We start from the raw sequence: 14,856 nt of genomic DNA on the forward strand, positions 1-14,856 counted from the left end.
TGCGCCAAACTGGTTAACTCACATTCAGTTAAAGGGAACGTCCATCATGAAAATTAGCACATTATCAATTGATTTGGCAAAAAATGTATTCCAAGTCGCTGGCTTTAATCATCATCACAAAAGAGAATGCAATAAACGCTTAAACAGACCTAAACTCAACGCCTTCATGGCAAATGCCCCACCGTGTCGCGTGGTGATGGAAGCCTGTTATTCTTCCCACTACTGGGGGAGAGTATTTACGTCTTACGGTCATACCGTTGACCTTATTCCTGCACAACACGTTACCCCCTTTGTTCGCGGCAATAAAAATGATAGTAACGATGCCCTTGCTATCTATGAAGCAAGCTTACGCCCTAATATTAAATTCGTTCCTATTAAAACCGAAGCTCAGCAAGAAATACTCATGCTCCATAAGATACGTGAGCGACTTCTGCAAAACAGGATTGCTGCAACCAACCAATTACGCGGTTTATTGGTCGATTTTGGGTATGTATTTCCTGTCGGTATTAAGGCGTTTCAGCAAGGGATAATTGCGTTAGAAAGTGATTCTGAGCTTCGCCCTCAGCTGCGCATTATGGTGAGTGATATTTACACTGAGTACAAAACCCTTGTTAAACGCATTAAAGCTATTGAAGCGATGCTTACTGCACACGTTGAACGGGATACAAACGCTAAAATACTTCACTCCATTCCTGGCGTGGGTGTACTCAATGCCTCTGCTTATGCAGCATCAATCGGGAACGGTCAGGCATTTAAGAGCGCAAAAGAACTCGGGGTGTGGCTAGGATTAACACCTAAACAATATGCGTCAGGCGATAAAAGTAAAATGTCTGGTATTACTAAGCGCGGCAACAGTTACCTACGAAAACAACTTATTCACGGTGCTCGCGCCCTTATCGCCAGAAGCCACCATAAAACAGATGCGCTAAGCCAGTGGATAAATCAATTACGCGAGAAAAAACACTTTAATTGTGTGGTGGTCGCCACCGCACACAGATTGGCTCGACTGATGTGGATATTGCTGACCAAGCAAACTCTCTACTCACCTCAGTTTGTGCAAAATACACAGAAGGATGCTTAATTATGCGTATTTTACACGCCAATCACACCCGAGTTTACGACTTAAGACAGCCTGGTTATGACATAGGTTTTAAAACCTGAGTGGGTGTTTGGGCACTTAAGTCGTAACATACACTTATCCTGTATGTACTTCACTTATAATGAAATAAAAAGCGCACGCTAACCAAGGTTAACCAGATAAAGACACGAGATTTAATCTCGCTTGGGTGAATATTTTTTAGGTCCCTTGGTACGAAGCTCATTAGGAGCATGGCGCATGATAACCATGACACCATAGCTCGAATATATGTCAGTACCTTTGCTTTTCAGCAAGCTTGTGACGCATCATTACTGTGATATGAGATACGTGATAATAGAATAAAGGCATCAATTTTGATGTTTATACATTAGCTCGTCTTGACTTCAAGGGAGCGTCCATATATGTCATTGTTATTACAACAAAAAAAGGGAATGAAGGGCTCGACTTCAATTTTTCTTTTAATCAGTCATATGATGATTTTAATTATGAGTTAAATCCATTAAATACACAGCAAAGATCACAAGCAGTCTGGCAAGCTGCAGTAAATGATAGGTCAGATCCAAATGCAGCAAGTTCTCTTTATACTTATGATTGGAATAATGATTTTAATAACCCTCAATTAAACAACGTTGTTTTACCTGAGTTCACAGATGCTGCTCAGGTGCAGCGTCCTGCAGATACAAACTGGTTTGATGAAGTTACGCGATCTGCAAAAGTAACGGATCTTAATTTTTCAGTTTCAGGAGGTTCAGACAAAGCTTCGATATATAGTTCACTTGGATATTACGGCTCAGAAGGTATTGTTGATGGCTCAGAATTTGAGCGAATTAGTTTTCGCGTTAACTCGGATTATCAGTTAACAAATAAACTTAAGATTGGTGAGAACTTTATAGTGACAAACCAAGAGTCAAACTTGGTTAATGATCTGGCCGGTAATATTCTAAATTTGGCTATAGAGCAACAATCTATCGTTCCTGTATATAACGAAGATGGAGACTGGGGAGGACCGGTTCCTGGTGTAACTGACCGTGATAATCCAGTTCGATTAATTGAAATGAATCGAGATAATGTCAGTAGATTCAATAAATTAATGGGGAATATTTTTGTTGAATATGAAGCAATAGAGGGCTTAACGTTAAAAAGCTCTATCGGCTTAGATTACGGACAATACTATTTCAGGAATTATACCCGTGCTTTTCAAGCTGGCTCACTAAACTATGGTGATCAGCTGTCAGTGACAGAAAATTGGAATAGCAGTTTCAGTTGGACTAATACCGCAGAGTATAAGCTTGATTTAGATGCAAACCATTTCACGTTTTTGCTTGGTACTGAACAAATAGATTACGAGTATGAAGGGTCTATTGGTTTTGGTTCTGGTTTTGCTTCTGATGATCGCGATTACGCTCATTTATCACAAGCAACTGGTGATGTTCGTGTGGAGGGGGATGGTGATAAATGGTCTCTTAATTCTTATTTTGCGCGTATGGACTATAACTATGATGATCGATATTTAGCAGGTCTGACAATACGTCGTGACGGTTCGTCTCGTTTTGGTAGTAATAATAACTATGGTAATTTCCCCGCTATTTCTGCAGGTTGGGTGATTAGTAACGAATCATTCTACGATATTGAGTTTTTATCTACTCTAAAGCTTCGTGCTAGTTGGGGCAAAACAGGTAATCAAGAAATCCCTACAGATGCAACGTACACAACCTATTTAAGTCGTTATGCAACGCAATCCTTATTCACTGATCAGCAAGATGAAGGAACGGCTTATGATATAGGCGGGGCTAATGGCGGCACGCTACCTTCTGGGTTTGTAAAAGCACAGACGGGGAATGATGACCTAAAATGGGAAACATCAACGCAAACAAACATTGGTCTTGATTTTGGTATGCGTTACGAAACCATATACGGCAGTATCGATTGGTTTGAAAAAACGACAGAGGATATTTTAACTTTAACCAATCCACTTGCAACATTAGGCGAAGGCGCTCAGCAATGGGTTAATGGTGGCACAATTGAAAACTCTGGTTTTGAGTTTCTCATTGGATATGCCGACTATCTTACTTTTGATAGCTTAGATGGTGATATTGATGTCGATATTAGTTTTAATATTTCTTCAGCTAAAAATAAAGTTGTATCACTTCCAGAAGATGTTGTTAATTCATTCGGCGGTAATGGCAATGATAAAACGATTGTTGGTCATTCTATTAACTCTATTTATGGTTATGTCGCCGATGGTTTATTCCAAAATCAAGGTGAAATAGATACTCACGCAGCGCAATCAGGGGCTGGTTTAGGTCGAGTCCGCTGGAAAGATTTAGACGGCAATGGCGTGATTGATGAAAACGATCAAAGCTTTTTCACCGATACTGATCCTGACTTTATGTATGGATTGAACATGAATTTCAAATACAAAAATTGGGATTTAAATATGTTCTGGCAAGGTGTTGAGGGAGGTGAAATACGTAATAGCTGGCGTGGATTTACTGACTTCACATCATTAAATATAGGCTCTAACTACGGCGACCGAGTTCTTGATGCATGGTCAGTTAACAATACTGACACCAATGTACCAGCATTAACTTTAATTGATAACAATGGCGAAGGCCGTCAATCAAGCTTATTTTGGGAAGATGGTAGCTACCTAAAGCTCCGTAACTTATCTATCGGTTATACACCTGATGAACAGTGGCTAAGTCAATACGGTATTAGTTCTGCGCGAATTTATTTGCAGGGAAGCAACTTATTGACCATTACTCCATCCGGGACGCTAAGTCAGGATCCAGAGACGCCAAACAGTAACTTTCCAATTCCAAAACGTATCACGTTAGGCGTGAACCTTTCTTTTTGATTTATTAAAACGACAACGATACGAGCACATATTATGAAAAAAATAAAAACTCTATTTGCAGCAACTACATTTGTTCTCTCTTTAGCATCGTGTGGTGGTTCTGATCTTGATGTTGCACCTTCAGGAGTATTAACCGAAGAACAAGTTTCTAACAGTGAAAATGTAGATGCGTTGATTATTGCTGCCTACTCATATCTAGGAAACGATCATTATACCGCACCTAACTTTTTATGGCCGACAGGAAACTTACGCGCAGGAGATGCCCATAAAGGCGGTAATGGACCTGGTGATATCTTTGCTTATCATGCTTTGTCTTTATATCAACCAATAGTGCCTGATATGGAGTCTTTCCCGCCAGATTTAATTGATTTGAACAACAAAAAATGGGTACGTAATTACACCGGTATTTCAAGAGCAAACTCAGCATTAGCGGTAATCGCAAATGCGCCAGATGCCATTGAAAACAGTGCTGCAAAACAATCCGAACTGCGCTTCATTCGCAGTGTTTTTTACTTTGACTTAAAAATTCATCATAAGCATATTCCGTGGATTGATGAAACGATGACTCAAGATCAGATACTTACAGCAACTAATCGTGAGCTAAGCGATCAGGAGCTATGGGATAAGATTGCAGCAGACTTTGAGTTTGCCGCAGGCAACTTACCACAAACCCAAGATGATGTAGGGCGAGCTTCAGCGTTATCAGCCAAGGCATATTTAGCTAAAACATTGCTCTATCAGGCTTATGAGCAAAATGAATTACATCAAGTTATTAATATTAATAAAGATAAACTTGTAAAAGTAGTAAATCTCATTGATGAAATTGAACAAGCCGATGTATATGGTTTGTTTGATGATTACGCAAATAACTTTTTATTTGAAACTGAGAATGGCAAAGAATCAGTGTTTGCTATTCAGCGTTCTTTAAATGACGGTTCACCAGATGGTCGTGGTAGTTGGCCTAGTGCATTAAATGCACCAATGGCTGGAGGTTTTGGTTGTTGTGGTTTTCACGTTCCAACAGAAAATTTTGTTAATGCGTTTAAAACAGATCAACAAGGCTTGCCGTTATTTGACTCTTTTAACGATTTTAACTACGACATGACGACTGACTCAGTTGACCCTCGCCTAGATCATACTGTTGCAATGGAAGGTAAGCCATTTAAGTATGACGAAAACTTGATTCATGGCGGTGATAGTTGGTCACGTGCTCCAGGCATATATGGCAACTTTACGGCAATGAAAGATCTTGAACATCCAGACTGTAGTTGTCGCGGTGAGAATGGACCATTTCCTATTTTTTCATTAAATACACCGCTAATTCGTTACGCAGATGTATTGCTTTGGAAAGCAGAAGCATTAATTGAGTTAGACAGGTATGACGAAGCATTGCCAATTATTAACCGAATTCGTGAACGAGCTAAGCAAAGCACCGATAAATTACATAATGCCAGCATTTATAATATTGGCGCATATATAAGCTTTGATTCTAAAGAGCAAGCAAGAGAGGCACTGCGTTTTGAGCGACGCTTAGAATTAGGACTTGAAGGGCATCGCTTTTTTGACTTAGTTCGTTGGGGGATAGCTAAAGAAACTATTGATAAGTATTTAGCAATTGAGGCTGTACGTAAACCTTACTTAGTTGACGCTGTTTTTACTAAAGGTAAGCATGAGTATTTACCTATTCCAAACCAGCAAATGATTTTAAGTGGCGGGTCGTACACACAAAACCCAGGTTATTAATAGTGGTGGGTTTCGGCCCACCTTTTAATTGTTAAGTTTTAAGAGTGATTATGAAAAAAATTATTTACTGGTCAGTCACTGTTGCTGTGGCTGGTTTTTTATTTGGCTTTGATACCGCAGTTATATCCGGTGCTGATAAACCTATTCAAGCATTATGGAATACGAGTTCATTATTTCATGGCCTATTTATTATGTCTTCGGCTTTATGGGGAACACTCCTTGGCGCCTTAACAGGTAATTACCCGTGTGATAAGTGGGGTCGAAAACCCACATTGATTTTAGTTGGGGTGTTATTTTTAATCTCAGCACTTGGCTCTGCTATGGCTCCTGAAGTTTACAGCTTTGCAATATTGCGATTTATTGGTGGTGTGGGAGTGGGGATTTCTTCAATTGTTGTACCAGCCTATATTTCTGAGATTGCTCCAGCTAAGTTTCGAGGACGTCTGGTCGCACTTTATCAATTTCAAATTGTATTTGGTATTTTAGTTGCGTTTATTTCTAATTTTTTAATCGCTGGTACATCCGCAATTGATTGGCGTTTAATGTTAGGTGTGGAAGCAATACCTGCCTTAGCCTATTTATTAATCAGGGCGCGAGCATACTTTGTTAAAAATGTTAACCAAAAAGAAGTTCTTCTCTAAAAGCATCATCATAACAAGCTCTTACACACTTACTTCTTATTGACCCCTTGCTTTTCGTATGCTGCTTTATCATGTTCCTAACGACGCGTCTAAATAGTGCCATATGTTGCGCACTTAATGGCTCATGTATTTGACAGGCATCTTCTTTAAATACGACATCCAGTATCCAGTGTTGCTGATTTTCTATCAGCCAATGTTGTCTTATTGCTTTACTTATCAATATATTGTCTGTCAACGATGTTAGGTAGTAATGTGTGTCAATACTCGTTCTATTACCCTTCGTTCGCTCTCGCTGCACCGCAACGATTGTTCTAACTGATGGCCAGCTCTCTTTAATTTCACTCGGTAATAAACGCGCATCAAGACAATCTATCGTGCGTACTTCTTTTCGCCCATGCCCTTCATCTTGTGTTACATGACTAAGTATCTCTGAGTTTTCAGATTCATACTGGTGTGTAAATGCATCTTGAATCGCGCTATAAAGTTTCTTTTGATTACCCTTTGCTTGCACTAGATAATCTGCATGTCTGCTAATTAGCTGTTTTAGCGTTTCTTTTTGGCAGTGCAAAGCATCAAGTGTAATGACGGTGTTATTGATATCGAGTATTTTCAATAAATCCCGAACTGCCGGTATTTCATTCGTCTTACTGCCAACTGTTTGGTGGAATAATGTGAGACCTGCTTCACAATCAAATGCTGAGACGAGATGTAATTTATCAGCAATGTGTTTACTTGCTCCGCGAATAGTTTTGCCATCGAAGGCAATGACAGGATGCGCTGACTTAACGCGGTTTTGATTGACCCAGCTATACATCGCGAGTAGTAATGAGTCAGTATCAACGGTTCTAAAAATCCGAGCAATACTATGTCGAGTGGGTATGCCATTTTTGAAAGAACGAAATCCTCTTAACCAATTAAGCTTACTTTCGCCATAGACTTCAATGTCTTGCCAGTTTTCACACCCTGATGTAACGGCAGTAATAATAAGAAAAAGCACATCAACTAAGTTATGGTGCTGATTTATATGTGAACGATTATCTTTGACGAGTTCTAAATGTGAGAAGAGTGACATAATAAGTTTAAGGTGATGAAATTTATGGTATTAGATCATAAAATTTGTTTATTTACAAAGTGTGATCCCGCCCTGATTTATTAATGATTATTAAGGCACCTGAAAGCCCTCGTTGGTTAGTGCAAAAGAAAAATGAAAAAATGAAAGCGCGTTCAATTTTAGTCACTTTAGGTGAAGAAAATCCTGACCAAGTATTGAATGAAATTGAACAGGACAAGTTACAGAACAGTCAATCAAAACTATTTGGAGGTAGTTACAATAAGGCTGCACTATTTGCATTTTTATTCGCTGCATTTAATCAGTTATCAGGGATTAATTTTATTATTTATTATGCACCGCGGGTATTTGAACTTGCTGGACTGGACGTAAATCAATCATTACTTTCAGGCGCAGGAATTGGTGTGGTTAACTTATGTTTTACCATGCTAGGTTTATCTTTGATTGATAAGTATGGTCAACGGTCACTGATGTATATTGGCTCAATTGGTTACGTTATTTCTCTTTCTATGGTGGCGTGGGCGTTTGGTACAGATTCTGGTGGCTTAACGGTTGTTGCGTTTGTCTTTGTTTTTATTGCCGCTCATGCCATTGGTCAAGGTACCGTTATTTGGGTTTTCATTGCGGAAATATTTCCTAACAAAGTCCGTTCTAAAGGTCAGTCTTTGGGCTCTGGTACGCATTGGTTTTTTGCCGCTGCAATTACTTTATTTATGCCATTTTTCTTAGAACATTTTAGTGCAACTGAAGTGTTCACTTTCTTTACTTTAATGATGTTAGGGCAGTTGATTTTTGTTGCGTGGTTCATGCCAGAAACAAAAGGACGTTCTTTAGAAGCTATTTCATCAGATACCAATAATAAACATGGAGCATTAGATGCGAACCGTTAATTTAGTTTTAATTTCATCATTTTTGGCAGCATGTAGTATGACAAACCAAACTGAAAAGACCACCCATGAGGGTTTAGATAAACTTGGTAAAGAGGCGTTTCGTCCTGCTTTTCATTTTACTCCAAAAAAGCATTGGATGAATGATCCTAACGGTATGGTTTATTACCAAGGTGAGTATCATCTATTTTACCAGCATAATCCTGATTCATCTGTATGGGGACCTATGCATTGGGGGCATGCGATTAGTAAAGATATGGTTGATTGGCAGCACCAAGAAATTAAGTTGTCTCCTGATGAGCTCGGTACTATTTTCTCAGGCAGTGCGGTGGTTGATTGGCAAAATAGTAGCGGTTTTGGCAGTAAAGAAAATCCACCATTAGTGGCTATATTTACCTATCATGACGATAAAAAGGCTGCACAGGGGGCAATTGATTTTCAAACACAAGGCATCGCTTATAGCATCGATAAGGGTCGTACATGGAAAAAGTACGCGAACAATCCGGTATTGAAAAACCCTGGGATCCGAGATTTTCGTGATCCTAAAGTAAATTGGCATGAGGGTACCCAGCAATGGATCATGGTATTGGCTCAAGATGATCATATTGGCTTTTACAGCTCAAAAGATTTGAAAACATGGCAATTTGAAAGTAACTTTGGCGCTGATTGGGGCAGTCACGCCGGTGTATGGGAGTGCCCAGATCTTATTCGCGTGCGTATTGAAGGCACTGATGAATATAAATATGTTTTATTAGTGAGTATAAACCCTGGCGCTCCAAATGGCGGCTCTGGTACGCAATACTTTGTTGGCGATTTCGACGGTGAAAAATTTGTACTTGATAGCGATTATCAAAAAATGCTCACAGCAACGCCAGCAGTTTTCCCCCATGGACTTGATTTTTCTGACTTCAAAAGTGGTTTAAAAAATTGGCAAGTATCAGGTGAAGCATTCCATATAGTTAATGCTCAACCGTCAAATACGATTGCTAGTTCTTTTAAAGGTTCGGATAAGGCAATTGGCACGTTAACCTCAAAATCATTTGCGATCGATCACGATTTCATTAACTTCAAGATTGCAGGCGGAAAGCATCACAATAGTACTGCAATACAGCTGTTAGTTAATGACGAGATAGTTAAAACCGCAAGCGGAAATAATACAGGTACTATGACTGAACGTTCTTGGAACGTGAGTCATTTAAAAGGTCAGCAAGCTTATATTAAAGTGGTAGACAATGAACGAGGTGATTGGGGGCATATAAAAATTGCTGATATCGTATTTTCGGATAAAGCAGCAAATGAAAAGTATGAACCTTCGATATGGTTAGACTACGGCACAGATAATTATGCTGGCGTGACTTTTTCTGATGTTCAAGACGGTAGACACTTATTTATGGGGTGGATGAGTAACTGGCAATATGCAAATCAAGTACCTACAGAAGCATGGCGCAGCGCAATGACTATTCCCAGAGAATTAAAGTTATTGCAAACGCCAACAGGCGTGCGTTTGGCATCCCAACCTATTAAAGAGCTAAATAGTTTATTGAGTAAGACACAACAAAAGGCAAGCCTAACTGGCGCAAAGAGCTATCAGTTAGATGAGTTTTTTACTGTTGAACCTGGGCAATTTAAGGTGAGCTTTAGTTTATTAAATACTGAACAAGTTATTGATATCTTGCTTAGCTCTGAAACAGGTGAGTACACTAAGTTACAGCTAAATCCAGCTCAAGGACAGCTTGTACTTGATCGCAGACAATCAGGTTTAAAAGACTTTGAAGATGGTTTTGCTTCTTTACAAACTGCGCCATTACAGACTGGGCTTAAATCTTACGATGTCGATATATGGGTAGATAAAGCGTCGATAGAAGTGTTTGTAAATAAGGGAGTTAGCTCTATGACCTCGATTGTTTTTCCAACATCTCCTTACGATAAAATACAAGTTAGTGCTCAGCAGTCCATATCACTGAGTGACATTCGCTTAAATAATATAGCAATAGAAAAATAACTTCAAAAATGACTCTATATTAATATAGAGTCATTAACCTTTCTCCAAGGCTATGCGATATATGAGTAGCAATTATCGGCTATTAAGTGTCATTTTCTTTGTCTATTTTATGGCATGGTCTTTTTCTTTTTCATTATTTCCGATTTGGCTTAGTCAAGAGGTAGGCCTCAACAGTGCTAAAGTCGGGGTTATCTTTAGTATTAATTCCATCATGGCTTTACTCGTGATGCCTTGCTATGGCATTTTTCAAGATAGACTTGGTTTACAAAAAACACTGCTTTACTTCATTGCATTTTTTATGATGTTGATTGGCCCGTTTGTTAGTTATGTATACGCACCACTGCTACAAACGCAGTTTTACCTGGCTGCGATCTTAGGTGGTGGGATTTTTTCATGTGCATTTTTGGCTGGAGTGGGAGTAATTGAGAGTTATATAGATAAACAAAGTCGAATCACGTATTTTGAATTTGGTAAGGCGCGAATGTGGGGATCTCTAGGTTGGGCTGCAGCAAGCTATTTCGCAGGTTTATCTTATAATTTAGCGCCCAACTTAAATTACTGGTTATCAAGCATTGCAGCGCTCTGTTTAATTGGTTTATTAGTTTTTGTTAAAGTCGCAAAAAGTAACCACGGGCGAGTTCCTTCTCAGGCTTTTTCTTCTACACGACAGTTTAAGTCATTTTTTAAAACGACGGGGTTATGGCGTTTAAGTGTATTTGTGATCGGTGTAAGTTGTATTTATGCGGTATTTGATCAGCAATTTGCTATTTATTACACTTCTTTTTTTGACACCCCAGAACAAGGTCGAGAGTTTTTTGGCTATTTAACTTCAGCGCAAGTTATGCTTGAGGCTGCTGCTTTGTATTTAGCTGTAAAGTGGGTGAATTATTTAGGCGTTAAAAACTCGTTGCTGTTAAGTGGAGTATTGATGGCGGTACGAATATATTGCTCGGGGATTGTTAGTGACTCTATCAGTATTAGCGTATTGAAATTGTTACACGCAATTGAATTACCACTTATGCTGATTGCGTTATTTAAATATATAAACATGCATTTTGACGCTCGTTATTCAGCAATGATCTATATAATTGGCTTTCAATTTACGACTCAATTGATGGCGTCAATTCTAGCTGTCGTGGTAGGCGTTGTATATGATCATTTAGGCTTTGCGCTAGCCTACCAGTATTTGGGTTTGGTTATCAGTGTGTTTATCGTATTGTCGTTTTTCACATTAAAAAAAGACGTTATTAAAACGAATCGCGAGCAATCAATTTAAATGCTAAGTGGTGGTGAACAATATCAGTGCGCTGCTCTATAAGATACTCCATTGCCCAACGTCCCATTGCAAGATGTGGAAGTGCCATGGTGGTTAAGTTCGGTTGTAATAACTGTGGAATACTGCCCCAATCATCAAAACTGGCAATACCAATATCCTTACCAACGACCATTCCTTTGTCATGCACTACAAAGTAAATTTCCAGCGCCATGGGATCTTGACCACATATAATTGCATCAGGTTTAAACTCGTCTATCACTCGCGCGGCTGACTCTCTTGAGGTAGAAATTTCACTGCCGTCTGCTTGGCTAATAATAACCGATTCAATGAGCAAATCTTCTAATGGTAAACCATGCCTTTTAAATGAATTTATAACGCCTTGTTTTCGCCCTTTAGCTGCAACTATATTCTCATTTAAGTTTAAAAAAGCAATTCGACGATAGCCTTTACGTATTAATGCGTCGGTAATATCTTCACCTGCTTGTTGTTCATCAGGTACAACACAGGGGAAATTATTCGAAGCAGGAAAACAGTTGGCCAAAATAGTGGGTATTTTTTTTAATTCATCAGCGATAATAACTTGGCGATGGTACATTGCTGAATATATAACGCCTTCAACACGATACTCTAAAAGACTTTCAATCGCTCTATCTATACTCGCTTGGGTTTCGTTAACATTGAGGATCAATAGTTCTTTATTTTTCTGCCAAGCAATTTCTTGGGCACCACGAATAATATCAAACGTATAAGGAACACTAAGTAATTCATCTGCGATAATAGCGTAAATATTTGATTTTTTACGTCGTGTTAAGCTTGCAGCGCGATTAGGTCGATAACCTAATTCTTTTATCGATCGAAGAATCTTTTCACGGTTAGCATCCTTGACAGTGGGATCATGATTTACAACACGAGATACTGTTTTAAATGAAACACCAGCGTGGGCAGCCACTTGTTTAATTGTAACCATACTAGAATAAGACCCTCTCTGAATAAAAAGAGTATAACAGCAGATTACGTTTTATTTATATGTTTTTATAAAGGTTTATCTTTGATATAAGCTATAAGTTTACTTAAATTGAATTAATAAATATTTGGAATTGTTAGAGCTTGTTCATTTTTAGAGATTAAATTTACAGCCGTATATTTGGTTTTTTCATGGTGTGTGGGCTATCCGCACAAATAGGTGATAATGCAGCATGAATGCCAAACATACACAGCCCTTTGAGTTCGTCCTCGGGGAAATTTTCCTTTTTTTATATAGATGTGGGAGCAGAGTTACCGAGTCTACTCGCTTACAAATTTCACACCGCGATTAAATTACTTCTAGGGCGTGTTGATCTTTGCGGTATAAAAAACAAACAGCATAAGGATAAGGTATAATTGAATTCGCTAAAAAACGTTACACCGAACCCTCATGCCAAGATTAATGTTAACAGACGCGACATGGAATGTCTTATCAAAAGTAATGCACTTAAGTGGTCGAATTTATAATAAGCCTGAGCATAGAAAAACGCTCGAAGGCATACTCTATAAGATGCGTACCGGTATTCCTTGGCGAGATTTACCGTCTTATTTCGGCTCGTGGAGTGCTATTTATAGACGATTTAATTTATGGTCCAAAAAAGATATTTTGAATGAATTATTTCGAGTGTTATCCCACTATGCTGATATGGATTGGATCTTTATTGATGGCAGTATTGTCAGGGCTCACCAGCATAGTTGCGGTGCAAGAACCGCTGACAATGAATCAATCGGTAAGAGTCGAGGTGGTAATTCGACTAAAATTCATCTTGCAGTAGATAGCGGAGGATTGCCTGTTTATTATGAATTATCCTGTGGAAATACGCATGATATCGTCCATGCAGAGTCACTTGTAGCCAATTGCCCAACGAGTAATGTTGTTGTCGCAGATAAAGGCTACGATAGTGAAAAACTAAGAGAGTTTATTCGTGACAATAGCGCTACACCCGTTATTCCACGCAAGGATAACAGTTTAGTGGGTAATGAAGATATTGACTGGTGCATGTACAAATATAGGCACTTAGTTGAGAATGCCTTTGGTCGGATCAAACAATATAGAGGGATAGCCACACGGTATGAAAAGCTTGAGCGGAATTATCATTCCATGCTCGCTTTAGCATTCACTATGATGTGGCTACCAATATGGGCTGATTAATATATATACTACAAAGATCAACAGCCCCTAGATAAAATAAATTAAATATTCAAAATCAGCTGTTAACGAATTTGGTTTACAGTACTGAGTCTACTAACCATTTCCATTAGATCTGTAAACTATGTCGTTTTATTTTATATGATCGTATGGTTGTTAAAGTATATGTAAGCATTTGTTCTTTAATATCACAGTTGTTATCTCATAAATTCAGCGACAAGAATTCACTCACGTAAGATGCCTTATATTAGGCCAGATCTTAGGATCTCGCCTTTTGAATCTAGGATCTTATTACACTTTCGTGTTAGAATTCGCGCAATTTTTTGGCATAGGTAAGTAGCATAGCAATGATCTTAGATGATATTCGCGTTGTTTTAGTTAACACATCACACTCAGGCAATATTGGTTCGGCGGCTCGCGCCATGAAAACCATGGGTTTATCAAAACTGTATTTAGTTGACCCTGCATGTGAAATAGACAGCCACGCGAGTGCTTTGTCTGCAGGTGCTAGTGATGTTTTAGGTAATGCTGTTATTGTTGGTACAGTTGAAGAAGCCATTGCCGATTGTGCATTAACAATTGGTACAAGTGCACGTTCACGTACGCTTTCTTGGCCTATGGTTGAACCTCGTGAATGTGGCGAAAAACTAGTTACGGAAGCAGTAAATGGCCCTGTGGCATTAGTATTTGGTCGCGAAAACAGTGGTTTAAGCAACGACGAATTACAGCTTTGTAATTACCATGTATGCATCCCTGCGAACCCTGAATACAGCTCGCTTAATTTAGCGATGGCTGTGCAAACTCTGTGTTACGAAACGCGTATGGCGTTTTTAAATCAACAACCTAAAAAGGTTGAAGAAGATGACACTGTTTACCCAAGCTCAAAACAAACTGAGTTGTTTTATGACCACCTTGAAGAGACACTATTTAACACCGGTTTCATCATAAAACAGCACCCAGGTATTGTAATGACAAAACTACGTCGTTTATTTAACCGTGCTCGTCCAGAAGATGCAGAGATGAACATTCTACGCGGTATTCTCACTTCAATTAATAAGTCTATCCCTAAGTAACCAGAGTTCAGGTTAAGTAACTTAGGTATAGCGATT

At 38.9% G+C, this 14,856-nt stretch carries 8 protein-coding genes and 3 pseudogenes; 9 read left to right on the forward strand and 2 right to left on the reverse strand.

Going from position 1 to position 14,856, the window contains the following annotated elements; genetic code table 11:
- The first annotated feature begins 46 nt into the window (after positions 1-46).
- The 4 genes and pseudogenes from AC0VZ4_RS02485 to AC0VZ4_RS02500 all read left to right on the forward strand — a co-directional run.
- A complete protein-coding gene (locus tag AC0VZ4_RS02485; protein ID WP_033031807.1) occupies positions 47-1,081 on the forward strand; it encodes an IS110 family RNA-guided transposase in 1,035 nt (344 codons plus the stop codon).
- Positions 1,082-1,502: 421 nt separating this feature from the next.
- A pseudogene (locus AC0VZ4_RS02490) lies at positions 1,503-3,956 on the forward strand (SusC/RagA family TonB-linked outer membrane protein); the annotation flags it as partial.
- Positions 3,957-3,989: 33 nt separating this feature from the next.
- Complete coding sequence (locus AC0VZ4_RS02495; protein WP_475440811.1) at positions 3,990-5,699, forward strand: RagB/SusD family nutrient uptake outer membrane protein; 1,710 nt, start codon at positions 3,990-3,992, stop codon at positions 5,697-5,699.
- A 50-nt stretch (positions 5,700-5,749) separates the two neighbouring features.
- Positions 5,750-6,325, forward strand: a pseudogene (locus tag AC0VZ4_RS02500) (MFS transporter); the annotation flags it as partial.
- Here the strand turns inward: AC0VZ4_RS02500 and AC0VZ4_RS02505 are convergent.
- Positions 6,315-7,412, reverse strand: coding sequence for an ISAs1-like element ISPsesp1 family transposase (locus AC0VZ4_RS02505; protein ID WP_475439755.1), 1,098 nt, complete (start codon positions 7,410-7,412; stop codon positions 6,315-6,317). The pseudogene AC0VZ4_RS02500 and the gene AC0VZ4_RS02505 overlap by 11 nt on opposite strands.
- 77 nt (positions 7,413-7,489) lie before the next feature.
- Here AC0VZ4_RS02505 and AC0VZ4_RS02510 point away from each other — a divergent pair.
- The 3 genes and pseudogenes from AC0VZ4_RS02510 to AC0VZ4_RS02520 form a co-directional block, all read left to right on the forward strand.
- Positions 7,490-8,299: pseudogene (locus tag AC0VZ4_RS02510) on the forward strand (MFS transporter); the annotation flags it as partial.
- Complete coding sequence (locus AC0VZ4_RS02515; protein WP_342864800.1) at positions 8,286-10,298, forward strand: glycoside hydrolase family 32 protein; 2,013 nt, start codon at positions 8,286-8,288, stop codon at positions 10,296-10,298. The pseudogene AC0VZ4_RS02510 and the gene AC0VZ4_RS02515, both read left to right, overlap by 14 nt.
- 61 nt (positions 10,299-10,359) lie before the next feature.
- Positions 10,360-11,574 (forward strand): oligosaccharide MFS transporter, encoded by a 1,215-nt coding sequence (locus AC0VZ4_RS02520; protein ID WP_342866146.1) that lies wholly within the window; start codon positions 10,360-10,362, stop codon positions 11,572-11,574.
- Here the strand turns inward: AC0VZ4_RS02520 and AC0VZ4_RS02525 are convergent.
- Positions 11,546-12,541 (reverse strand): LacI family DNA-binding transcriptional regulator, encoded by a 996-nt coding sequence (locus AC0VZ4_RS02525; RefSeq protein WP_008136301.1) that lies wholly within the window; start codon positions 12,539-12,541, stop codon positions 11,546-11,548. The two genes, AC0VZ4_RS02520 and AC0VZ4_RS02525, sit on opposite strands and share 29 nt — an antisense overlap.
- Positions 12,542-12,988: 447 nt before the next feature.
- Between AC0VZ4_RS02525 and AC0VZ4_RS02530 the strand changes: the two genes are divergently transcribed.
- Together AC0VZ4_RS02530 and trmJ are read left to right on the forward strand one after the other, a co-directional pair.
- Positions 12,989-13,750: an IS5 family transposase gene (locus tag AC0VZ4_RS02530; RefSeq protein WP_475439610.1), complete on the forward strand. Its 762-nt coding sequence runs from the start codon at positions 12,989-12,991 to the stop codon at positions 13,748-13,750.
- 344 nt (positions 13,751-14,094) lie between these two features.
- Positions 14,095-14,820: a tRNA (cytosine(32)/uridine(32)-2'-O)-methyltransferase TrmJ gene (gene trmJ / locus AC0VZ4_RS02535; RefSeq protein ID WP_007377676.1), complete on the forward strand. Its 726-nt coding sequence runs from the start codon at positions 14,095-14,097 to the stop codon at positions 14,818-14,820.
- Positions 14,821-14,856: the final 36 nt, after the last annotated feature.

This window comes from Pseudoalteromonas sp. QJM3NY_22 (assembly GCF_056173065.1).

Excerpts from the sequence above, each read along its gene's own strand:
- AC0VZ4_RS02485 (WP_033031807.1), top strand. The coding sequence starts at position 47 with ATGAAAATTAGCACATTATCAATTGATTTGGCAAAAAATGTATTCCAA.
- AC0VZ4_RS02495 (WP_475440811.1), top strand. The coding sequence starts at position 3,990 with ATGAAAAAAATAAAAACTCTATTTGCAGCAACTACATTTGTTCTCTCT.
- AC0VZ4_RS02505 (WP_475439755.1), bottom strand. The coding sequence starts at position 7,412 with ATGTCACTCTTCTCACATTTAGAACTCGTCAAAGATAATCGTTCACAT.
- AC0VZ4_RS02515 (WP_342864800.1), top strand. The coding sequence starts at position 8,286 with ATGCGAACCGTTAATTTAGTTTTAATTTCATCATTTTTGGCAGCATGT.
- AC0VZ4_RS02520 (WP_342866146.1), top strand. The coding sequence starts at position 10,360 with ATGAGTAGCAATTATCGGCTATTAAGTGTCATTTTCTTTGTCTATTTT.
- AC0VZ4_RS02525 (WP_008136301.1), bottom strand. The coding sequence starts at position 12,541 with ATGGTTACAATTAAACAAGTGGCTGCCCACGCTGGTGTTTCATTTAAA.
- AC0VZ4_RS02530 (WP_475439610.1), top strand. The coding sequence starts at position 12,989 with ATGCCAAGATTAATGTTAACAGACGCGACATGGAATGTCTTATCAAAA.
- trmJ (WP_007377676.1), top strand. The coding sequence starts at position 14,095 with ATGATCTTAGATGATATTCGCGTTGTTTTAGTTAACACATCACACTCA.